Consider the following 21240-nt stretch of genomic DNA (forward strand, 5'->3'; position numbering starts at 1 on the left):
GTTGATTAGCAGGCTTGTGAGCTGGGGAATTGTGGATTGAGGAGGTGTAGGCGGCGGTTGGCGGTCAAAGCGGTGATCCGGCAGGCTTCGGCGATGTTGTCGGCGCCGTTGAGGCGGTGCAGATTGATCGCGGTGTTGCGTAGCGTTGCTAGGACCTGTGCGCCGTTTCCGGTATGTGCCCTTTGACGGTCTTCGTCGAAGGTGACGTCGCGTATCCAGTGCAGGCTGTTCTCGATTCCCCAGTGTTGACGCATCCAGGTCATGATCGCGGTAGGGCGGGCGTGCTCGAACGGCAGGCTGCAGATGGCATAGACCACCTCCACGCTGCGCTGGTCGGTGGCGGTGATCAAGCGTTCACGAGTGATCCGGATGATTTGTTTTGCGTAGGGGAAGCCGATTCCTCGTGCAGCGGTGATGATTTGCAGGGTGCGGGTCTCGACACGGCCGTGGCCGCGGGAGTCGTCGGTAGCGGCTGCGGGCACCTCGGCCCAGGGCAGCGCGGTGATACGCGCAAGTATTTTGGCTTGGTTGGACTTGACGATCATCAGGTAGTGCGACTTCAAGGTGGCGCAGATCAACTTCGCGGTGACGACCTGGGTATGCATCGCATCCACGGTGACCAGCCACCGCAAGCTACCCGGCAGCAGCGTGAGCAGGGCACGTACGCAGGGAATTTCATTGCTTTTCTCGGCGACAGCGAGTTGACCGAGCACCAATCGGGCACGGTGGGCGAACACCGACACGAGATGCGTGGCTGTCGCTTTGGCGCGTAAAGCACCACGCAGCATCTTGCCGTCCAACGCGATCGGCACCAATCCACTGGGGTCGCTGCTGGCCACGTGTGCAGTGAAGTAACTGCCCATCCTGGCGTTGAGGTCGGCGGGGTCTAGCCGAGACAAAACAGCGCGGAAGGTCTTCTCACTGGGCCGCCGGAACCGGACCCCTAATTGGGCCAACACATCATCGGGAGCGGTGGCCGCCCATGTGGCAAAACCAGCATAGCCGCGCATCCCCGCGGCAGTGGCCAGAACCGCGATCGCCAACAAAGCCATCAGCGAATACCTCCGACCGCGTGGGTCCCTCGGGTCTGGCACCGAGGCCAACACATCGAGAAACTCCGATCCGATGAGCTCGCTGCGCTCACCAGGACTCCAGCGGTCGAACACCTCTGGAACCGACGACACAGGCAATACTGAAACGGTAGGCACGGGCAACTCCAGACCAACGACGAACAGTAACCAACTCGATCGTTCTCCAGATAGCCCGTGCCTACACTCCGGCCCCAATAGCGCGGCACCAAAGATCATCAACCCAGCTCACAAGCCTGCTAATCAACAACGCCGGAGCCCTGATGTCGTGATTGGTTTCGACCATCAGCACCTCGGGGTTCAGCCGAGCCCGTGAAAAGTGCCGGCCGGCGGCCGCATCCCCGACATTGGACGGCATGCTTGATGGCATGAATTTGCGCAGGTCATACGTTGTCTTGTAACTGGGCAGGGCAAGCAGGCCGATAGAGGCGACCAGGCAGGTTGCCGCCAGAACCGGTCCAGGCCAGCGCACAATCGCCGTTCCGACCCGGCGCCAGCGCCGCGTGTTGACGCGGCGTTTGGGGTCGAAAAGCTTCAAGGCGCTGCCGACCGCCAGCACGGCGGGTCCCAACGTAAGCGCCGCAAAGACTGCGACGAGCATGCCGATAGCGCATGGCGCGGCGAGCGTTTGAAAATATGGGAGCCGGGCGAAGCTGAGGCAGTACATCGCGCCGGCAATGGTCAAACCGGAGCCCAGGATCACGTGCGCGGTCCCGTGAAACATCGTGTAGAAGGCGGTTTCTCGGTCCTCGCCGGCATAGCGCGCTTCGTGATAGCGCCCGAGCATGAATATCGCGTAGTCGGTGCCGGGCGCGATGGCCAGGAGCACCAGCAGATTGGTCGCAAAGGTGGAGAGATTGAAAATGTTGTGGTTGGCGAGAAAAGCGATGGTTCCGCGAATTGCACCGAGGTCAATTCCCACCATGATCAGCACGAGAAATGCGGTGTCCACGGAACGGTAGATAAAAAGCAGCATCACCGCGATCACCACGCTGGTGATCGCGGTGACTTTGGCGATACTTTTGTCCCCGGCCTCGGCCTGATCTGCATTGAGAGCCGACGGCCCGGTCACATAGGCCTTAAGGCCCGGTGGCGCCGGAGTGTTGTCCACGATATGGCGCACGGCATGGACCGAGGCGTAGGCCTCCGTCTCGTTCTTGCCGACGATGTACACCACGACATAGGCGGCTTTGTCGTCCGCGCTTTGCGATCCGGCCGCCGTCAACGGGTCACCCCAGAAATCTTGGATGTGCGCGACGTGGCGGGGATCGGCCTTGAGCCTCTTCATCAGCTCGCTATAAAAATGGTGCGCCTCGTCGCCGAGTTTCTGGTCGCTTTCCAGCACGATCGTGACCGCATTGTCGGAGTTAAACTCACCAAACACCCGACCGACATGTCTGATCGCCTGAATGGACTCGGCGTCGCTGGGACTCATCGATACCGAATGCGCCTTCCCCACCACCTCCAACTGCGGAACGGCGAGGTTGACGATGGCGGTGTAGGCCAGCCACAACAACAGCACCAGCACCGCAAACCGCCGGATTGTCCGTGGCACAAACGGAGGCTTTGACGCCGGTGCGGTGTGCCCGTCGCTCATGCGGATGTCACCTGGCAGAAGGTGAGGGCTTTGGGTCTGCTCACCGATCGCTGGTCCTTGACGGCTCCGTTGACCAGAATTCGGCAGCTGAGTTCTTCGGCATTGCTCTGCGCCAAGAGGTTCACGCTGACCGCGGGCAGCGAGGTCGAGACGGTTTGCGACCACGGCAGGGGCACGTCTGACAGTTGGCGCACGTGGGCGTCGGGGTCCAGGCAGGGCTCCGGCGTTGTTGATTAGCAGGCTTGTGAGCTGGGGAATTGTGGATTGAGGAGGTCTAGGCGGCGGTTGGCGGTCAAAGCGGTGATCCGGCAGGCTTCGGCGATGTTGTCGACGCCGTTGAGGCGGTGCAGATTGATCGCAGTGTTGCGTAGCGTTGCTAGGACCTGTGCGCCGTTTCCGGTATGTGCCCTTTGACGGTCTTCGTCGAAGGTGACGTCGCGTATCCAGTGCAGGCTGTTCTCGATTCCCCAGTGTTGACGCATCCAGGTCATGATCGCGGTAGGGCGGGCGTGCTCGAACGGCAGGCTGCAGATGGCATAGACCACCTCCACGCTGCGCTGGTCGGTGGCGGTGATCAAGCGTTCACGAGTGATCCGGATGATTTGTTTTGCGTAGGGGAAGCCGATTCCTCGTGCAGCGGTGATGATTTGCAGGGTGCGGGTCTCGACACGGCCGTGGCCGCGGGAGTCGTCGGTAGCGGCTGCGGGCACCTCGGCCCAGGGCAGCGCGGTGATACGCGCAAGTATTTTGGCTTGGTTGGACTTGACGATCATCAGGTAGTGCGACTTCAAGGTGGCGCAGATCAACTTCGCGGTGACGACCTGGGTATGCATCGCATCCACGGTGACCAGCCACCGCAAGCTACCCGGCAGCAGCGTGAGCAGGGCACGTACGCAGGGAATTTCATTGCTTTTCTCGGCGACAGCGAGTTGACCGAGCACCAATCGGGCACGGTGGGCGAACACCGACACGAGATGCGTGGCTGTCGCTTTGGCGCGTAAAGCACCACGCAGCATCTTGCCGTCCAACGCGATCGGCACCAATCCACTGGGGTCGCTGCTGGCCACGTGTGCAGTGAAGTAACTGCCCATCCTGGCGTTGAGGTCGGCGGGGTCTAGCCGAGACAAAACAGCGCGGAAGGTCTTCTCACTGGGCCGCCGGAACCGGACCCCTAATTGGGCCAACACATCATCGGGAGCGGTGGCCGCCCATGTGGCAAAACCAGCATAGCCGCGCATCCCCGCGGCAGTGGCCAGAACCGCGATCGCCAACAAAGCCATCAGCGAATACCTCCGACCGCGTGGGTCCCTCGGGTCTGGCACCGAGGCCAACACATCGAGAAACTCCGATCCGATGAGCTCGCTGCGCTCACCAGGACTCCAGCGGTCGAACACCTCTGGAACCGACGACACAGGCAATACTGAAACGGTAGGCACGGGCAACTCCAGACCAACGACGAACAGTAACCAACTCGATCGTTCTCCAGATAGCCCGTGCCTACACTCCGGCCCCAATAGCGCGGCACCAAAGATCATCAACCCAGCTCACAAGCCTGCTAATCAACAACGCCGGAGCCCTGGGGGTCCAGGTAAGCGATTCGTGCGCTCGGGGCGGGGCCGTAGACCTCGTAGGTGACGTACTTCGGATTGAACTGCGAAACATCGGTATCCGCTGCCGCCTGGACAACGGGTTGCTCATGGGTTGCTCATGAACACCGAAAACTCGATGGCGCCGGTAAATACCCAGGGCTCCGGCGTTGTTGATTAGCAGGCTTGTGAGCTGGGGAATTGTGGATTGAGGAGGTCTAGGCGGCGGTTGGTGGTCAAAGCGGTGATCCGGCAGGCTTCGGCGATGTTGTCGGCGCCGTTGAGGCGGTGCAGATTGATCGCAGTGTTGCGTAGCGTTGCTAGGACCTGTGCGCCGTTTCCGGTATGTGCCCTTTGACGGTCTTCGTCGAAGGTGACGTCGCGTATCCAGTGCAGGCTGTTCTCGATTCCCCAGTGTTGACGCATCCAGGTCATGATCGCGGTAGGGCGGGCGTGCTCGAACGGCAGGCTGCAGATGGCATAGACCACCTCCACGCTGCGCTGGTCGGTGGCGGTGATCAAGCGTTCACGAGTGATCCGGATGATTTGTTTTGCGTAGGGGAAGCCGATTCCTCGTGCAGCGGTGATGATTTGCAGGGTGCGGGTCTCGACACGGCCGTGGCCGCGGGAGTCGTCGGTAGCGGCTGCGGGCACCTCGGCCCAGGGCGGCGCGGTGATACGCGCAAGTATTTTGGCTTGGTTGGACTTGACGATCATCAGGTAGTGCGACTTCAAGGTGGCGCAGATCAACTTCGCGGTGACGACCTGGGTATGCATCGCATCCACGGTGACCAGCCACCGCAAGCTACCCGGCAGCAGCGTGAGCAGGGCACGTACGCAGGGAATTTCATTGCTTTTCTCGGCGACAGCGAGTTGACCGAGCACCAATCGGGCACGGTGGGCGAACACCGACACGAGATGCGTGGCTGTCGCTTTGGCGCGTAAAGCACCACGCAGCATCTTGCCGTCCAACGCGATCGGCACCAATCCGCTGGGGTCGCTGCTGGCCACGTGTGCAGTGAAGTAACTGCCCATCCTGGCGTTGAGGTCGGCGGGGTCTAGCCGAGACAAAACAGCGCGGAAGGTCTTCTCACTGGGCCGCCGGAACCGGACCCCTAATTGGGCCAACACATCATCGGGAGCGGTGGCCGCCCATGTGGCAAAACCAGCATAGCCGCGCATCCCCGCGGCAGTGGCCAGAACCGCGATCGCCAACAAAGCCATCAGCGAATACCTCCGACCGCGTGGGTCCCTCGGGTCTGGCACCGAGGCCAACACATCGAGAAACTCCGATCCGATGAGCTCGCTGCGCTCACCAGGACTCCAGCGGTCGAACACCTCTGGAACCGACGACACAGGCAATACTGAAACGGTAGGCACGGGCAACTCCAGACCAACGACGAACAGTAACCAACTCGATCGTTCTCCAGATAGCCCGTGCCTACACTCCGGCCCCAATAGCGCGGCACCAAAGATCATCAACCCAGCTCACAAGCCTGCTAATCAACAACGCCGGAGCCCTGGGTAAATACCAAGCCCGGCGACAAGGGCCACGCCCGTGACAGCAAGCAGCAGCCACATTCGTCTCACAACGCTGGTAACCGGAATCATCCTCACCCTCGTGTTCCGCCACCGGGTCACAAAATCGCCCGCGCGACCAAAAACACCGGCCGCGGCTGGACCCTTAAAAAGGGGCCCGGCTGAGACCGCCCATCACGCGGGCCTGTACCGCCCAATATTCTCCATATGCGTCGCTATCAGATATCTCGTTGCGCTAACTAGCGTAGACGCTAATGGCGACCTGCTGAAGCATTTCGGATTTCCGCACGCGGCACCTCGCGCGCGGGATTTAGGTGCAACCCAACGGCTTGCCCGATGGCAACCGTTGTCTGCCGGCCCGGCTTGCGGCGGCCGTCACGTCCAGGCGGCACTTCCCCACCCATCGGCGCTTCGCGCTAGGCCCCAAAATGCCTCGACGGGGCCATCAACCGTCGCTCCAAGCACTGCGCCGGAAGCGGCATCGGATGCGCAGCAACCCCAGCCGCTATCGATGGCCCGCACTGCCCCACAACGACGCGTTCCACGCTTATTTCAGCGGTCCGTGAATTAGCCATCGGATGTCACCGCCGAATGAATTAGGGAGCGCAATGATTCGGGGGCAAGGTTGACGATTCAACGCTTGTAGAGCACACTGTTCAGCGTCTGCGACAGGCCGCTCGGCCAACTCTAAAAAATTCCGCGGTCATCGGTCGCAACTCAATTGGGCGAAAGGCACAACATCGATGCGCGTATCGACCGACCATCGAGTAATCACCAGGTGGGCGCCAAAGTCATGCTACCGCGCGGCGGCCGACGATTTCTTGGCGGCGGCAATTTGCCTCGGTTTTCTGGACTCCATTGCCATCTGTGGCTCACTGGCTAAAGACGATGTAATACCCGGATGGAGCGACCTGAATATCGTGTGCATCGCCCGAGACGATGCGCCACGCGGGGAGACGCTGGGGGAACTCAACCGCATCGTCAAAGACCTCACCGAGCGCACCGCCATCGGAATTGGGTTTGACCTCGTGTGGCGCACAGAATTCGACCGGTCATCAAAAATCGGCGGTCGACCACTGGCGATGACGTACGAAGTCGCTCAATGCGGAGAGTTTCATATAAACCCGGCACCGTTTGCTGCCGCCGCGCCGATGCATACCGTCGTCGAAAAACTTCGACAGGAACGCGCTGTACTGCTGCTCGCGGAGATGCATAACTGGCGGCGGGCATGCTTTGCGGACGACGAGCCCGAAACCAACAAGCTCGCCGTGAAGACGCTTCTGAAGATGCTCAAGCAATGCGTCAGCCCCTACCCCGGGAGTTGCTTCACCCATGCCGCGGACCTCACCCGGCTGCCGCGAGACATCCCTGACATCGCTCGCGAAGCATTCCTGATGGCGGTGGAGACACGCGCCACGTGGGGGCAGAATCGCGACATCGACCATGCCCGATCCGCAATCCTGAGCCTGCTGTTGACCGAGATCGATGCGCTCGATCTCATTGGGTCTTTTTATTCGCCTCAGTCATCAGAAAATTGATGCCGATCTATTTCTGTCGGCGATACGAAAGTGCATGATAGAACGGCCACCCGCCAGCGAGCGACGGAGCCCATCGGACTCACATCGGTGCCGCAAAATATGCCGGACCAAAAAGCAGTTTTCCGTCGGCCGACCTCTTCCACTAAATGGCAGGTCCCGAAGTTTTTTCCTCACCGAAGTTCAGGAATCACGCTTTCACGTCTTGGCATGATCGCCTCGGACATACGGAATCGAGAAATATCAGGGAAAATGATCTGCGCATCGCGCATTTTGCGTGAGCCTCTGGCCAGAACGGCCGATCCGCCACCTACGGTCACGCGGCTGACGGAATCGGCCGAACGCCCAAAATTCGGGACCAGCACCGATAGGTTATTGCCATCTACCACTATTAACCAGCGATACAGTGCCCATCCGATATTGACGGGCCCGAAGGAAACCATGTCATATGTGATCGCGGCCCCGGAATTTCTGGCAGGCGCAGCTACGGACTTGGCGGGTCTCGGCTCGACGCTGCAGATCGCCAACCGGGCCGCCGCCGCCACGATCACCGGCGTGCCGGCCGCCGGCGCGGACGACGTCTCAGCCGCACTGGCGGCGGTGTTTTCCGGCCACGCCCTGGATTATCAAGCCCTGAGCGCCCAGATGGCCGGGGTGCACCAACGGTTCGTACAGGCGTTGACCGCCAGCGGGAGCTCCTATGCGGCCGCCGAGGCCGCCAACACCAACCCGCTACAGGGCGTCGAAGAACACCTGCTCGGCGTGCTCAACTCCCCCACCCAAGCCCTGTTGGGCCGCCCCCTGATCGGTGACGGCGCCGCCGGCGCCCCCGGACAGGACGGCGGCGACGGTGGGCTGCTCTTGGGCAACGGCGGCGCCGGCGGAACCGGCTCCGCGGCGAACCCCGACGGTGGCAACGGCGGGGCGGCCGGACTCATCGGCAACGGCGGCGCCGGCGGAACCGGCTACAGCCCGACCACCGGTTCCGGCGCGGTTGGAGGCGATGGCGGGGCCGGCGGAACCGGAGGCTGGCTATACGGCTCCGGCGGAATCGGCGGCGTCGGTGGCAGCGGCACCATCGGCGCTCCCAGCGGTCACGGGGGTAGCTGTGGTCTCGGCGGTGGCACTGGGCTATTAGGCCAAGGCGGCGCCGGCGGCAACGGCGGGCAGGGCGGAGGGGAAAACTTCGCCTCGACCGCTGGGGCAGGAGGGCCCGCCGGCACCGGCGGGCACGGCGGCTGGCTCTACGGCAACGGTGGAGCCGGCGGTATCGGCGGGGCCGGCGGGGTCGTTGGTAGCTCCGAGGGCGGCGTGGACGGCGGAGTCGGCGGCAGCGGCGGCAGCGGCGGCAGCGGCGGCGCTACCGGGCTGCTCGGCAACGGCGGGGCGGGCGGCGACGGCGGCGACGGCGGTGACGGCGGCGCAGCAAGCGGATTTGCCGGTGACGGCGGACAAGGCGGCCAAGGCGCCGTTGGCGGGGCCAGCGGGTGGCTGTTGGGCAATGGCGGCGCAGGCGGCGACGGCGGCGCAGGCGGTGAAGGTGGCGACAGCTCCGGCGGGGCCGCCAGCGCTGGCGGCGACGGCGGGGCAGGCGGGGCCGGCGGCGCCGGCGCGAACGGCGGCCTGCTGATCGGCCACGGCGGCGCTGGCGGCGGCGGCGGGACCGGCGGGAATGGTCACGGTCGCCCCATAGGCAGCGGTGGGGCCGGCGGCGATGGCGGCGGCGGGACCGGCGGGTGGCTATACGGCAACGGCGGGCACGGCGGCACCGCTGCCACCGGTGGCAGCGGCAGGCACTCCGGCGCCAGCGGCGATGGCGGCGACGGCGGTGACGCCCAGGCGATTGGCGACGGCGGGGCCGGCGGGTCCGGTGGCGCCGGCGGGGCCGGCGGCTCCGGCGGGCTGCTGTTCGGTGCGCCCGGCGCGCACGGGTAGCGCTCGGTAACCAATCGCGTGCGGGTTCGCCCGCCCGGATCAGAGCAGCTGCTCGACCCTGATTGGCAAGTCGGTGACCCGTTTTCCGGTGGCATTGAATACCGCGTTGGCGATCGCCGCGGGCACCGCAATGATCACCAACTCGCCGAGTCTCTTCACACCGATCGGGTCGGCGATGGTGTCCTGTGCGGGCAGAAAACTTGCGTCCAGCGCGGGAACGTCGGCGTTGATCGGGACCAGGTAATCCGAGATGTTCGCGTTGACGACGCGACCGTCTCGGTAATCCAACTCGGTCCCTTCCAACAGAGCCATCCCTATTCCGCCGATCATGCCTCCGATTGCCTGGCTGTGCGCGAGTTTGGGATTGATCACCCGGCCCGCGTCGTAGCAGGCATAGATGCGGCGGATCCGCACCGTGGGCAGCAATGCGTCGATGGCGACTTCGGCGAATACGGCTCCGTAGGCGTAGGTGGAGTACCGCTTGCCGGCATCATCGGGTGTCCAGGTGTGTTCGGATTCCAGGGCTCGCCAGCCACGCCTGCGCAGCAGATCCTGATACGACTCGCCCCGCGCCGGCCCGTCCGTGGCGACCGTGGAAAACATGTGGCCGTTGGTTACCATCACGTCTTCCGGGCGCAGGCCCGCCAGCGGCGATTGCGGGTCAGTCACCGCCGCACGAATGAACTTGTCGCGCAGCATATTTGCGACAGTGAACACAGCCGAGCCCACGCTTGCCGTAGTCCGCGAGGCCGAGTGCGCCGGCGCCGGCGGGAAGCGGCTGTCGCCCAGTGAGAATCGCACCCGCTGCAACGGCAGGCCGAGCGCATCCGCGGCAATCTGGGTCATCGAGGTGTAGGTCCCCGGTCCCATGTCGCTGGCGGCGCTGCACACCTCGGCAGTGCCGTCCGCGGAGATCCTTGCGATGGCCGCGCACTTACTGCGATAGGTGAAGTACGCCGCGGTCGCCATCCCGATACCGACAAAGGAATCGCCGTCGCAGTTGGCTCCGGGGATGCTGTTTCGGCGGTGCCATCCGAAGTCGGTGGAGCCCTGCTTGATGCAATCGACCAGCCGCCTGGTGGAAAAGGGCAAGCCGTTGATCTGGTCGATTCGAGGTTCGTTGCGCAAGCACAACTCGATGGGGTCGATGCCCAGGCGGTGCACGAGATCGTCCATGGTGGACTCGAGCGCAAACGTTCCGGTGACCGCACCGGGTCCCCGCATGAACCACGGCAGGTTGATATCGAGTGGCACCACGCGGTATGTCGAACTCATGTTGGGGACCTGGTACATCAGCTGCGGGCTGCGCACGATGCCGTCTTCATAGATGCCGTACTGCGCGGTTTCCGTGCGCCCTTCGTGGATCATCGCGATCAGGCGCCCGGAGGGGTCTGCGCCAATCGCCATGCGTTGGCGGCTGGTCGGCCGGAAACCGACCGAGCTGTACATCTGTTTTCGCGTCAGCACCAGCTTGACCGGCAGCTGCATTCGGCGCGCGGCGAACACGGTCAGCAGTTGATGCGGCCACATGCGGCCGGCGCTACCGAACGCGCCACCAACAAATGGCGAGATCAGCCGCACCCGCTCTTCGGACATCCCGAATGCCCGGGCATAGGACCGCCGCGCTCCGTTGATGTGTTGGACCTTGTCCCAGAGTGTGAGCCGGTCGCCATCCCATTTGGCGATGGTGGCGGGCAATTCCACCGCGTTGTGGTTGTTGCGGGCGATGCTGAAATTGAGCTCCCTGATCCCCGCAGCGCGGATCATCACCTGATCGGGGGTGCCGCGAACGTAGTCGGCGATGAGTCGGCCGGGATAGCCGACTACCTGCGGCGCATCGATATCGGTTAGCTGCGGCCACGTTGAGTAGCTGACGTCGACCAGCGATACCGCGTGCGCCGCAGCCTCATGCGTGGTGGCGACCACCACGGCGATCGGCTGTCCAAAGAAGAAGACCTGGCCGGTGCCGAAGGGCAGACGCACCCCGGTGAAATCGGTGAGCACCGCAAGCACGCCAGGCTGGCGCATGGCGGCTCCGGTGGCGATGTGGTCGACGGCACCGCGCGCCACCGTGCTGCAGACCAACGCCGCATACACCAACCCGGGAATCGGGTGGTCGGCCGCGTAGCGGGCTTTTCCCGTCACCTTCAGCGGGCCGTCCACCCGGTTGATCGGCTGGCCACTGATGCCTCCGGCGGCGGAGAAGGCGTGGGTCATGGCATTGCCGCCACGACCGTCAGCTGCTTTTCGACGACGCGCTTGAGCAGCTCTACCTTGAAGCGGTTCTCGCTCAAGGGTTTTGCCCCAATGGCCGAGAGCGTGGCGGCGCGGCGGAACAGATCCGCATCCGGTGGGCGGCCCCGAAGCGCGGCTTCGACCGCCGGCAGGCGCCACGGCACGGTGCCCACCCCGCCGGCGGCCACCCGCGCGGTGCGTATGGTGCCGGCGGCGATGTCGAGTGCCACGGCTGCGGACACCAGCGCGAACTGGTACGACTCACGGTCGCGCACCTTGAGATATCCGGACCGGTGCAGCTGGGGCCCGACCGGAATCTCGATGGCAACCAGCAGCTCACCCGGGTGCAGGTTGTGTTCCCAGTGCGGAGAGTCACCCGGATGGCGATATAACTCCGCGAGCCCAAACCTCCGATGTCCAGCGATCTGGCGAGTCAGCACAACGGCGTCTAGTGCCACCAATGCCACCGCAAGGTCGGAGGGATGGGTTGCGCAACAGTGTTGGCTGGCGCCGAAGATTGCGTGCGTTCGGTTGCGGCCCTCGATTGCCGCACAGCCGGCATCGGGACCACGTCGGTTACATGCGGCCGAGACGTCGCGGAAATACAGACACCTCGGGCGCTGCAACAGATTGCCGTCGATCGATGCCATATTGCGCAACTGCGCCGAAGCGCTGAGCTCCAAGGCTTGGCTAACCATCGGAACTTGTTGCCGGACAACGGGATGAGCCGCCAGATCCGACATTCGCACCAGGGATCCAACACGGATCACTCCGGGCTGCACGTCGATCGACTGGTAGGGCAGCGCATTGATATCCACCAACGAATCGGGACGTTCGACCGTCTCACGCATCAGGTCGACCAGAGTGGTACCGCCGGCTATGTAGCGGCCACCGGCCGCGGCTGCCCGCAACGCGGACTGCTCGTCGGAGGCCTTGCTGTAGCGAAACGGAAACACGGATTAGTCGTCTCGAGCCACCGATGCGACAGCTTTGACGATGTTCGGGTAGGCACCGCAACGACAGAGATTGCCACTCATCCACTCGCGTATTTCCGCGGGTGAACCCGCGTGACCTTCGGCGATACACGCGACGCCGGACATGATCTGACCTGGGGTGCAGTACCCGCACTGCAACGCGTCCTCATCGATGAAGGCCTGCTGCAGCGGATGCAGCCGGCCGTCCGGGCCGGCCGAACCTGTTAGCCCCTCGATCGTGGTGATCTGTGCGCCGTCGTGCATGACCGCCAGAGCCAGGCAGGAGTTGATGCGGCGACCGTCAACCAGCACCGTGCACGACCCGCACGCGCCCTGATCGCAGCCCTTCTTCGTTCCCGGCAGCCCCGCTCGCTCCCGCAGCATGTCCAGCAAGCTGGTGCGGTTATCGACGGCGATCTCCCGATGCTCACCATTGATCTGAAGGCGCACCACAACGGTGTGGCCATCGCCCTGGTGGACGCGTTCGGATCCGGGGATGGCAGTGACAGCCGCGACGGCGCCCCCACCGCAACGGAGGTACCCACGAACGTCCGGCGGTTGACTCGTAACCCGAGTCCGTCATCCACGGATTTACTCTAGAACGGGTAGATCGGTGCGCATCGCCAGATCGAAATCTCGGCCATCCGCCGCACTGTTTACCGGGCAGCGTTAGCTGTCCCCCAGGTAGCTCGGACGGTTGCCAACCGTTGCCGGATAGGGTTGAGATCGGCCGCAGCAAGTCATCGGCCGGTACCGCGATTCCGGGAGGTTTCTGATGGCTTCCTCTGACCTGGGCAGCTCGAGCGGCGGCGGTCATTTTGACCTGGAGTCGCTGGCCGAGAATGCCAGCGCCACCCGAGCGCTAGCGGATATGACGGTCCCCACAGAAGGCTCGGCCGCTGACCCGCAGCCACCGATCGATCTGACCGCCGCCGCATTCTTCGACGTGGACAACACCCTGGTGCAAGGCTCGTCCGCGGTGCACTTCGGCCGGGGCCTGGCCGCCCGCCACTACTTCACCTACCGCGACGTGCTGGGCTTCGTCTATGCCCAGGCCAAGTTCCAGCTGCTCGGCACCGAAAACAGCGAAGACGTCGCCGCCGGCCGCCGCAAAGCACTCGCCTTCATAGAAGGCCGCTCGGTCGACGAACTGCTGAACCTCGGCGAGGAGATCTATGACGAGATCATCGCGGACAAGATCTGGCCTGGCACCCGCGAGCTCGCGGAGATGCATCTTGATGCCGGCCAGCAGGTGTGGCTGATCACGGCCACGCCCTACGAGCTCGCCGCGACCATCGCCCGCCGGCTGGAGCTGACCGGTGCCCTGGGCACCGTTGCGGAGTCCGTCGACGGGGTGTTCACCGGACGGCTGGTCGGTGAGATCCTGCACGGCACCGGCAAGGCTCATGCGGTGCGCTCGCTGGCGATCCGGGAGGGTCTGAACCTCAAACGCTGCACCGCATATTCGGATAGCTACAACGACGTGCCAATGCTGTCGCTGGTGGGCACCGCAGTCGCCATCAACCCCGACGCCCGGTTACGTAGCCTGGCCCGCGAACGAGGATGGGAAATCCGGGACTTCCGCACCGCTCGTAAAGCCGCCCGGATCGGGGTGCCCTCGGCCCTTGCTCTGGGCGCGGCGGGCGGCGCGTTGGCAGCACTGGCGTCTCGACGGCAATCACGCTGATAAACTGCGCCGCTGAGCATATATTCGAGCAGAGAGCAAAGGGCATGACAGTCCCCCCAGAAGCCGCAGGACTCATCGGCAAGCACTACCAGGCACCGGACTACTTCGTGGTCGGCCGCGAGAAAATCCGGGAATTCGCAACCGCGATCCAAGACGAGCACCCATCGCACTCCGATGAGGCCGCCGCAACCGAGTTGGGTTACCCCGAGCTGGTCGCCCCGTTGACCTTCCTGGCAATTGCAGGGCGTCGGGTGCAGCTGGAGATCTTCAATAAATTCAATATTCCGATCAACATCGCCCGGGTCTTCCATCGGGACCAGAAGTTCCGCTTCTACCGGCCCATCGTGACCGGCGACAAGCTGTACTTCCACACCTATCTCGACTCTGTCCTGGAGTCTCACGGGACGGTGATAGCCGAAATCCGCAGCGAGGTCACCGACGACGAGGGCAAGCCGGTGGTGACGAGTGTGGTCACGATGTTGGGCGAGGCGGCCCATCACGAGGCCGAAGCGGATGCCGCTGTGGCGGCGATTGCATCCATCTAGGAGGGCCAGTAGGGTCCGGTTGATGGGGAAAAGGGGCGACCAACCTTCTCTTCCGGACCAGCTCTCGCCACCTGTCGAGGCGGTCCAATCGCACTACGACCGCTCAAACGATTTCTTCAAGCTTTTCCTCGATCCATCGATGACCTACAGCTGTGCCTACTTCGAGCGTCCCGACATGACGCTGGAACAGGCTCAGTACGCCAAGCGCAAAGTTTCACTGGACAAGCTCAACCTCGAGCCCGGCATGACGCTGCTCGACATCGGCTGTGGCTGGGGCTCGACCAGGCGCCACGCGATCGAGGAGTACGACTCAACGTCATCGGCTTGACGCTCAGTGAGAATCAACTTGTCCACGACGAGCGCAAGTTCGCTGACATGGACAGCCCTCGGCACAAAGAGGTGCGGCTGCAGAGCTGGGAACAATTCGAAGAACCGGTCGACCGCATCGTGTCGCTGGGCGCCTTCGAACACTTTGCCGACGGCGCCGGTGACGCTAGCTGGGAGCGGTATGACCGCTTCTTTAAGATGTGCTACAACGTGCTGCCCGATGACGGCAGGATGCTGCTGCACACGATCATCGTGCCCGACGCCAAGGAAGCCAAGGAACTTGGTTTGACGGCGCCGATGAGCCTGATGCGCTTCATCAAGTTCATCCTGACCGAGATCTTCCCCGGCGGGCGGCTACCCCTGATTCCGCAGATCGATGAGTATTCGTCGAGGGCGGGTTTCAAGGTTGAGCGGTATCACCGGATTGGGTCGAATTACGTTCCGACACTGAACTCTTGGGCTCAGGCGCTGCAGGCCAACCAGGAAAAGGCCATTGAACTGCAGGGCCAAGAGGTCTACGACATCTATATGCACTACCTGACGGGTTGCTCGGACCTGTTCCGCGACCACTACACCGACGTTTGCCAGTTCACGATGGTCAAGTAGCTGGACCGCCCACCAAGGTAGCGGTGCAGCATCGGTGACGTGGCCGCGCGAGGTCAGCCGAAGAAGACGTTGCGCCGCCCGGCCAGCAACCGGTACAACGTTTGCTGGATCGTCTCACGGACCTGGTCGCTCAACTCGAAGGTGACCATCGGATCCTCGGCGTCACCGGACCCGTAGTCGGCGGTGTAGATCGGTTCGCCGAATGCGATGCGCCACTTCGACGGCAGCGGCACCAGCCCGGCCGGACCCGCCAACGGGAACAACGGGGTGACCGGGAAGTACGGCAAGCCGAACAGCCGCGCCAGCAACTTGACGTCGGTGAGCATCGGGTAGATCTCTTCGGAGCCGATGATCGAACACGGAACAATCGGCGCCTTGGTTCGCAACGCTGCCGATACGAAGCCGCCGCGGCCGAACCTCTGCAACCGGTAGCGATCAGAGAAATGCTTGCCCAGTCCCTTGTAACCCTCGGGAAAAACGGCAGTCAGTTCGCCGGAGGCCAGCAGGCGGTGCGCGTCGGTCGTGCAGGCCATCGTGTGCCCCGCTTTACGGGCGGCTTCGCCGACCACCGGCAGATCGAACACCATGTCGGCGGCCAGCAACCGCAGATCCCGCTGCGCCGGATGCTCATCGTGCACCGCCACCGACAGCATCAACCCGTCGAACGGCAGCACCCCTGCGTGGTTGGCCACCAACAGTGCGGCGCCTTCGCTGGGGATGTTCTCCACGCCGCTGACTTCAACCCGGAACCAAGACTTGAAAAAGAACCTCAGCAAAGGCCGAACGATCGCATCGTTGAAGTGCGGATCGAACCCGAACTCATCAACACTGTAGTCACCGATCAGTCGCTGACGGAGAAAACCCGCGACCGCGGCAACGCGCTGCGCAAGCTCGTTCAGCGGCGGTTCGGCAGTTGAACTCCCACCCGCGACACGCCGGTGTTCATCGATTTCGCGGACGACAGCGGCGATCTGCTCGGCCGATGCGCGGCCGAGCAGATCGGACAGCAATGAGGGATGTTGACGAAACGCGTCTGCCCGTTGATCGGCGCGACGACGCGCCGCCACACGACCCCGATTGGCGTGCAGGGGAATGACATTCGCTCTGGTATTACCCGCCACGATATCTACCTGACCCCACCCCATGGAATTGGATTTCGGCTACCCCAGCGCTGCGCTACCGCTATGGCGCGACCCTCCCAGGAGCGTACCCGATGCGGGTCGATTATGGGAGTCAAGCCGCGGCCGCGAACGTAGTCGTCAAAGGCCTCCGCCGTCGACCACTTGGGCTGGTAGCCGAGTTCGGAACGCATCCTGGTGGTGTCCATCACGCGGCCATAACTCAAGTACGCGAACTGCTCGCGGTTGATCTCGGTATAACGATTAGCTCGTCTCAGCGAATCGAGAGCCCACACCCCAAAGCCCGGAACCGGCAGCGGAATTCGGCCGGCCCGACGGATAGCCTGGGACAGCATGATGATGCCGTCGGCACCGATGTTGTAGGTGCCGCCCTTGCCCGAAAGAGCCGCGCGTTCCAACGCACCCAGGGCATCCTGCTCGTGCAGCAGCTGCAACCTCGCGTCGCGGCCAAACATGGTGGGCACCCCTGGCCCGGCCAGATACCGCGACAGGGTGGTGTCCATCGCCGGGCCGATCATGTTGGCCAACCGCAGGATCGTCACTGCGATATCGGGGCGACGCCGGCCCAGGCCGCGCGCATAACCCTCGATGTCGAGGCTGTCCTTGGCAAAGCCCTCGCGAAATGGACGACGGCTGCTGCTGTCCTCGGTGAATACCACCGGATCGTGCGGGCTGGACCCGTACACCTCGGAAGTCGACTTGAGCACAACCCGACGCACCGACGGCGCCTTCTGGCACGCCGCGAACAGCTGCATGGCGCCCATCACGTTGAGTTCCTTCAGCGCGGCGCTACCACCGGAGCGCGGAGCGTAGGACGCCGCCGCGGCGTGCACCACCGTGTCGACATCGCCGTTGCGAATCACCTTCGCGATGAAGGGATTACGGATGTCGGCGCGCACGAACTCGGCTCGGCCCATGCGCCGCAGCATGTCCTTGCTCGGCGCGATCGCATCCACCGCGATGACCGAACTGATCAACGGGTTTTGTGCGAGTCGCGCGGTCAAGTAGCCGCCGAGAAATCGGCAGGCGCCGGTAACCAGCACCACCTTGGGATGGTGGACGCTGTCACCGCCGCCACCGATTCCTCCGGCGCCGCCCCCTTGACCGTTCGACGAATTCACCCCGACAGCCTAGCTGCGGCTAGAGGCATAGGCGTTACAGCCTGGTGACGGCAGCCGCCAACCCGAGCCAGTCGAGGCCTACTTGCCAAGTTTTCTGCGCTGCACCCGGGTGCGGCGCAGCAGCTTGCGGTGCTTCTTCTTGGACATGCGCTTGCGCCGCTTCTTGATTACTGAACCCATGAACTCCGCTATCTGACCTGTGACCGGCTTGCTTCAACAAATGACCCGGACACCTTACCCAGCCCGCCGTACCCAACACCAAACCGGCGCCACCTAACCAACCGAAGCCAAGCCTGGCGGCGTGCGGCCGGTATTCGGCTAACCGGCGAAATACGAGGTCTGCAGCATGTCGTGGACTGCCTTGGCGTGCACCCGAAATGACCGCCCGACCCGAACCGCTGGCAACTCTCCGTTGTGCACAAGCCGGTAGACGGTCATTTTGGACACCCGCATGAGCGAAGCCACCTCGGCCACCGTGAGGAACTGGCTGCCGGCCTGCTGGCCTTCGCCTGAACCGCTATCACGTACCGACTTACCAGCAGAATCGCGCGCCGATGGCCCGTTCGTAGACGTCATCGCTAACCCAATCGTGTCAGGCACACGCAATCCCAGCGGCTTCCCCTCCGCTGGCACCCACGCGTGCATACAAAGAGGAGAATAGCGGGACTAGTGGGGTTACTGGTACTGGTGGGGGACAATCAGTTCAAATTTTTTGAATTATTCCGATGTAATTCTTAGCTGCTCAGAGCGGCTTTTGGCGGCCTGCACGGCGGCATCGACCGCCCCCCGGAACCCTTCGCGCTCGAGTTCGCGCAGCGCAGCGGCGGTGGTCCCGCCGGGTGAGGTGACCGACGCCCGCAGCTGCGCCGGCGAGGTGTCCACCCGCAAACCCAACGGCTCGGCAGCGCCGCGTCGGTCTTGATCCATCCGCTCCAGCAGCATCGCCGCCGAACCGGCCATCGTCTGGGCCGTCAGGTCGGTTGCCACCTGACGACTCAAGCCCGCCGCCACACCCGCGTCCACCAATGCCTCGACCATCAGCAGGAAATACGCCGGCCCGGACCCCGACAACGCGGTCACAGCGTCGAGTTGCTGCTCGGGAACGGTGAGCACGACGCCGACCGAATCGAACAGGGCTGAGACTTCCTCGAGCTGTTCGGGCGTGACGAAGCGGCCCTTGGCCAGCGCGGTAACCCCCGCACTCACCAGTGCGGCCGCGTTGGGCATCGCTCGAACCACCGGGGTGCCCGCGGGCAACTTGGATTCGAAATATGAGGTGGTGACCCCTGCCGCGACGGTGACGAACACCTGCTCGCCGCTGTAGCGTTCGGCCGCGGCAACCACCGCGCTCAGGTCGCCCATCACCGAGTCGACGTCGCCGGGCTTGACCGCGACGACAACCAGCGAGGCGCTCTCCGCCGCATCCTTGGCCGACGTCACCAATACCGAATAGGTACTGGCCAGGTATTTGGCGCGCTCCGGTACCCGCTCAGCCACCACCAGATCTTTGACTTGCCGCCCGGCCCGCAACAGTCCGGACAACAATGCTTCACCGATGCTGCCGCCGCCGATGATCGCGATTCTTGGCATGCCCGACAGCATCGCAGACGGTCCGCAGTGGCGCCGCTACCGGGCGGGCACCATCGCCAGCTGGCGCGTCTGCACCACGATGCGGCCCGCCTGATCGACGACGATGTGGTCCTCGTCGAACCAGCCCTGCCCGATCTCAACGCAGGTGGCGACGATCCGTAGCCACCCATCGGTGGGCAGGGCGCGCAGGATGGCGGTCAGCTGGACGGTGGGCGCCCAACCGGTGCGTCCGACGGCAAAGGTGACCGGGACCGACAGATCGCCGCACATGAGGGCGAACAGCGCGTCCGGGGCGACGCCACGCGGCCGGGCCCACATCTGAAAGGTCGGCGCCCGTCCGCCCCACCCGCTCGCCGGGGTCTGCAGCGTCGACGCCAGGGTCCGCACATCGCAGCCCGCACCCAGGTGGGCCAGACCGGCCAGCGCATGACCGGGGCCGATCGGTGTGACATCGTCGGGCGGTTCGGGGGCCATCATTTCCAGCACCGGGTTGGCCGATAGCAGCGGTGCCGCCGGGCCGGACTCGTAATGCTCGGGTTCACCCAGCGTGACGACGGCGTGCACCGCGGTGCGCTCGCCCTGCATGAGCTCCACGTCGACCACGCTGATCCGGCGGCCACGCTTGCGGATCGATGTCACCAGTCGCATCGGCCCCGGATCGGGGGCCCACAGGAAGTTGGTCGACACCGCGACCGGTTGCAGTGCGTCACCGCCATGGTCGGCGCGCGCCGCCTTGGCGCACAGGGCCAGCATCACGCCGCCATGCACCTTGGGACCGATGGTCCAGTTCTCGTCGAGCTCACCGTCGAATATCCGGCATTGCCCGCCCGCGGGTGCTTCGACCTCGCGCAACGCCATCGCCGTCGTGAATAACGCGTTCATATCACCGCATCAGGTGGGTACGGGCAAACTGCAAGGACTCCGACAGCATCGCTTCGCGCTCCGCCGCCGAACGGGCTGAGGAGGTGGATACCTCCAAGACCACCTGCCCGGCGAAGCCCCTACCGGCCAGCATCTGGCATACCTCGGCGGTGGGCTCCGTTCCGCGGCCGGGAACCAGGTGTTCGTCGGCGGGCAGCCCGCTGCCGTCGCACAGGTGCAGATGCATCAGACCCGTGCCCATCCGCCGGGCCATGCTCAGCGCGTCGGTTCCGGCTGTCGAGGTGTGCGAAAGGTCCAGTGTGTAATGCGCGTGATCGCCGTCCAGCGGGTCATAGGACGGCGCGAAAGCCGAAATCGCCGCACCTGGGCCACCACCGCGCTTGCGCATGCGTTCTCGTGACTGGCCGGCCCCGAAGAACCGGTCCGCCCGGAACGGAAACATGTTCTCGACGGCCACCACCACGTCGCTGGACGCTTCCAGGGCCGCAACCTGGTCGCTGAATCCCTCGGCGTAGCGCCGTTGCCAGCGGAAGGGCGGATGCACAACGACGGTCTGCGCGCCCAGCTCTTCGGCAGCCCGAACGCTGCGGTCCAGCTTCAAGATCGGGTTGGCCCCCCACACCCGCTGCGAAATCAGCAGACACGGGGCGTGCACGGACAGCACCGGCACGCGGTAGCGCCGGGACAGCTTTCGGACGGCATCGATGTCCTGGCTGATCGACTCGCTCCAGACCATCAGCTCCACGCCGTCGTAGCCGAGCCTGGCGGCATACTCGAACGCGGCCTCGGCCCGCAAGGGGTACACCGAGGCCGTCGACAGACCGACTTTGATTGCTGGGCGCACTGTGAGTGGG

General features: G+C 64.1%; 18 protein-coding genes and 5 pseudogenes. 5 read left to right on the plus strand and 18 right to left on the minus strand.

Annotated features, from left to right (window positions below; all coding sequences use genetic code 11):
- Positions 1-5: 5 nt before the first annotated feature.
- From SHTP_RS21870 to SHTP_RS30190, 7 genes and pseudogenes are all read right to left on the minus strand, one after another.
- Positions 6-1208 (minus strand): ISAs1-like element IS2404/ISMul1 family transposase, encoded by a 1203-nt coding sequence (locus SHTP_RS21870; protein ID WP_420872975.1) that lies wholly within the window; start codon positions 1206-1208, stop codon positions 6-8.
- Positions 1209-1341: 133 nt separating this feature from the next.
- Positions 1342-2685 (minus strand): annotated as a pseudogene (locus SHTP_RS21875) (MMPL family transporter); the annotation flags it as partial.
- Positions 2682-2897 (minus strand): annotated as a pseudogene (locus SHTP_RS21880) (MmpS family transport accessory protein); the annotation flags it as partial. The pseudogenes SHTP_RS21875 and SHTP_RS21880, both read right to left, overlap by 4 nt.
- 21 nt (positions 2898-2918) lie before the next feature.
- Positions 2919-4121 (minus strand): ISAs1-like element IS2404/ISMul1 family transposase, encoded by a 1203-nt coding sequence (locus SHTP_RS21885; RefSeq protein ID WP_420873033.1) that lies wholly within the window; start codon positions 4119-4121, stop codon positions 2919-2921.
- Positions 4122-4264: 143 nt separating this feature from the next.
- A pseudogene (locus SHTP_RS21890) lies at positions 4265-4473 on the minus strand (MmpS family transport accessory protein); the annotation flags it as partial.
- Positions 4449-5651 carry an ISAs1-like element IS2404/ISMul1 family transposase gene (locus tag SHTP_RS21895; RefSeq protein WP_420873034.1) on the minus strand — a complete coding sequence of 401 codons (1203 nt, stop codon included), beginning with the start codon at positions 5649-5651 and terminating at the stop codon, positions 4449-4451. The pseudogene SHTP_RS21890 and the gene SHTP_RS21895, both read right to left, overlap by 25 nt.
- A 144-nt stretch (positions 5652-5795) precedes the next feature.
- Positions 5796-5888, minus strand: a pseudogene (locus SHTP_RS30190) (MmpS family transport accessory protein); the annotation flags it as partial.
- Positions 5889-6553: 665 nt separating this feature from the next.
- On the opposite strand from SHTP_RS30190, the gene SHTP_RS21900 reads away from it, so the two are divergent.
- Positions 6554-7348: a hypothetical protein gene (locus SHTP_RS21900; RefSeq protein ID WP_096371769.1), complete on the plus strand. Its 795-nt coding sequence runs from the start codon at positions 6554-6556 to the stop codon at positions 7346-7348.
- Between the two features lie 170 nt (positions 7349-7518).
- Here SHTP_RS21900 and SHTP_RS27565 read toward each other — a convergent pair whose 3' ends face one another.
- Positions 7519-7788 carry a hypothetical protein gene (locus SHTP_RS27565; protein WP_131807385.1) on the minus strand — a complete coding sequence of 90 codons (270 nt, stop codon included), beginning with the start codon at positions 7786-7788 and terminating at the stop codon, positions 7519-7521.
- Between SHTP_RS27565 and SHTP_RS21905 the strand changes: the two genes are divergently transcribed.
- Positions 7787-9280 carry a PE family protein gene (locus SHTP_RS21905; RefSeq protein ID WP_096371770.1) on the plus strand — a complete coding sequence of 498 codons (1494 nt, stop codon included), beginning with the start codon at positions 7787-7789 and terminating at the stop codon, positions 9278-9280. The genes SHTP_RS27565 and SHTP_RS21905 overlap by 2 nt on opposite strands.
- Positions 9281-9319: 39 nt before the next feature.
- Here the strand turns inward: SHTP_RS21905 and SHTP_RS21910 are convergent, their stop codons facing one another.
- The 3 genes from SHTP_RS21910 to SHTP_RS21920 are packed head-to-tail and all read right to left on the minus strand — an operon-like array spanning position 9320 to position 12939.
- Positions 9320-11497: a xanthine dehydrogenase family protein molybdopterin-binding subunit gene (locus tag SHTP_RS21910; RefSeq protein WP_096371771.1), complete on the minus strand. Its 2178-nt coding sequence runs from the start codon at positions 11495-11497 to the stop codon at positions 9320-9322.
- Positions 11494-12471 (minus strand): FAD binding domain-containing protein, encoded by a 978-nt coding sequence (locus SHTP_RS21915; protein ID WP_096371772.1) that lies wholly within the window; start codon positions 12469-12471, stop codon positions 11494-11496. Before SHTP_RS21915 ends, SHTP_RS21910 begins: the two co-directional genes overlap by 4 nt.
- 3 nt (positions 12472-12474) lie before the next feature.
- The gene (locus SHTP_RS21920) at positions 12475-12939 is read right to left on the minus strand and encodes a (2Fe-2S)-binding protein (RefSeq protein WP_020788710.1); all 465 of its coding nucleotides are present in this window, start codon (positions 12937-12939) and stop codon (positions 12475-12477) included.
- A gap of 325 nt (positions 12940-13264) precedes the next feature.
- On the opposite strand from SHTP_RS21920, the gene SHTP_RS21925 reads away from it, so the two are divergent.
- The 3 genes and pseudogenes from SHTP_RS21925 (at position 13265) to SHTP_RS21935 (ending at position 15654) form a co-directional block, all read left to right on the plus strand.
- Positions 13265-14176, plus strand: coding sequence for an HAD family hydrolase (locus tag SHTP_RS21925; protein ID WP_096371773.1), 912 nt, complete (start codon positions 13265-13267; stop codon positions 14174-14176).
- Positions 14177-14220: 44 nt separating this feature from the next.
- A complete protein-coding gene (locus tag SHTP_RS21930) occupies positions 14221-14721 on the plus strand; it encodes an FAS1-like dehydratase domain-containing protein (RefSeq protein ID WP_011742127.1) in 501 nt (166 codons plus the stop codon).
- 22 nt (positions 14722-14743) lie between these two features.
- Positions 14744-15654, plus strand: a pseudogene (locus tag SHTP_RS21935) (cyclopropane mycolic acid synthase family methyltransferase).
- 53 nt (positions 15655-15707) lie between these two features.
- On the opposite strand, the gene SHTP_RS21940 reads toward SHTP_RS21935, so the two are convergent.
- From SHTP_RS21940 to SHTP_RS21970, 7 genes are all read right to left on the minus strand, one after another.
- Positions 15708-16799, minus strand: a complete 1092-nt coding sequence (locus SHTP_RS21940; protein WP_096371774.1) for a lysophospholipid acyltransferase family protein — start codon at positions 16797-16799, stop codon at positions 15708-15710.
- The gene (locus SHTP_RS21945; RefSeq protein WP_012392766.1) at positions 16781-17914 is read right to left on the minus strand and encodes an SDR family oxidoreductase; all 1134 of its coding nucleotides are present in this window, start codon (positions 17912-17914) and stop codon (positions 16781-16783) included. Before SHTP_RS21945 ends, SHTP_RS21940 begins: the two co-directional genes overlap by 19 nt.
- A gap of 78 nt (positions 17915-17992) precedes the next feature.
- The gene (locus SHTP_RS21950; protein ID WP_003402602.1) at positions 17993-18094 is read right to left on the minus strand and encodes a 30S ribosomal protein bS22; all 102 of its coding nucleotides are present in this window, start codon (positions 18092-18094) and stop codon (positions 17993-17995) included.
- A 138-nt stretch (positions 18095-18232) separates the two neighbouring features.
- A complete protein-coding gene (locus tag SHTP_RS21955) occupies positions 18233-18490 on the minus strand; it encodes a helix-turn-helix domain-containing protein (RefSeq protein WP_011742123.1) in 258 nt (85 codons plus the stop codon).
- Positions 18491-18631: 141 nt separating this feature from the next.
- On the minus strand, positions 18632-19504 hold the full coding sequence (gene proC, locus SHTP_RS21960) for a pyrroline-5-carboxylate reductase (RefSeq protein WP_172900580.1): 873 nt from the start codon (positions 19502-19504) through the stop codon (positions 18632-18634).
- A 36-nt stretch (positions 19505-19540) separates the two neighbouring features.
- The gene (locus tag SHTP_RS21965; protein ID WP_096371776.1) at positions 19541-20386 is read right to left on the minus strand and encodes a thioesterase family protein; all 846 of its coding nucleotides are present in this window, start codon (positions 20384-20386) and stop codon (positions 19541-19543) included.
- Position 20387: 1 nt separating this feature from the next.
- Entirely contained in the window at positions 20388-21230 is an 843-nt protein-coding gene (locus SHTP_RS21970) for a sugar phosphate isomerase/epimerase family protein (RefSeq protein ID WP_096371777.1), read from the minus strand.
- Between the last annotated feature and the right edge of the window lie 10 nt (positions 21231-21240).

The sequence above is a fragment of the Mycobacterium ulcerans subsp. shinshuense genome, assembly GCF_002355775.1.
GTDB classification, from domain to species: Bacteria; Actinomycetota; Actinomycetes; order Mycobacteriales; family Mycobacteriaceae; genus Mycobacterium; species Mycobacterium marinum.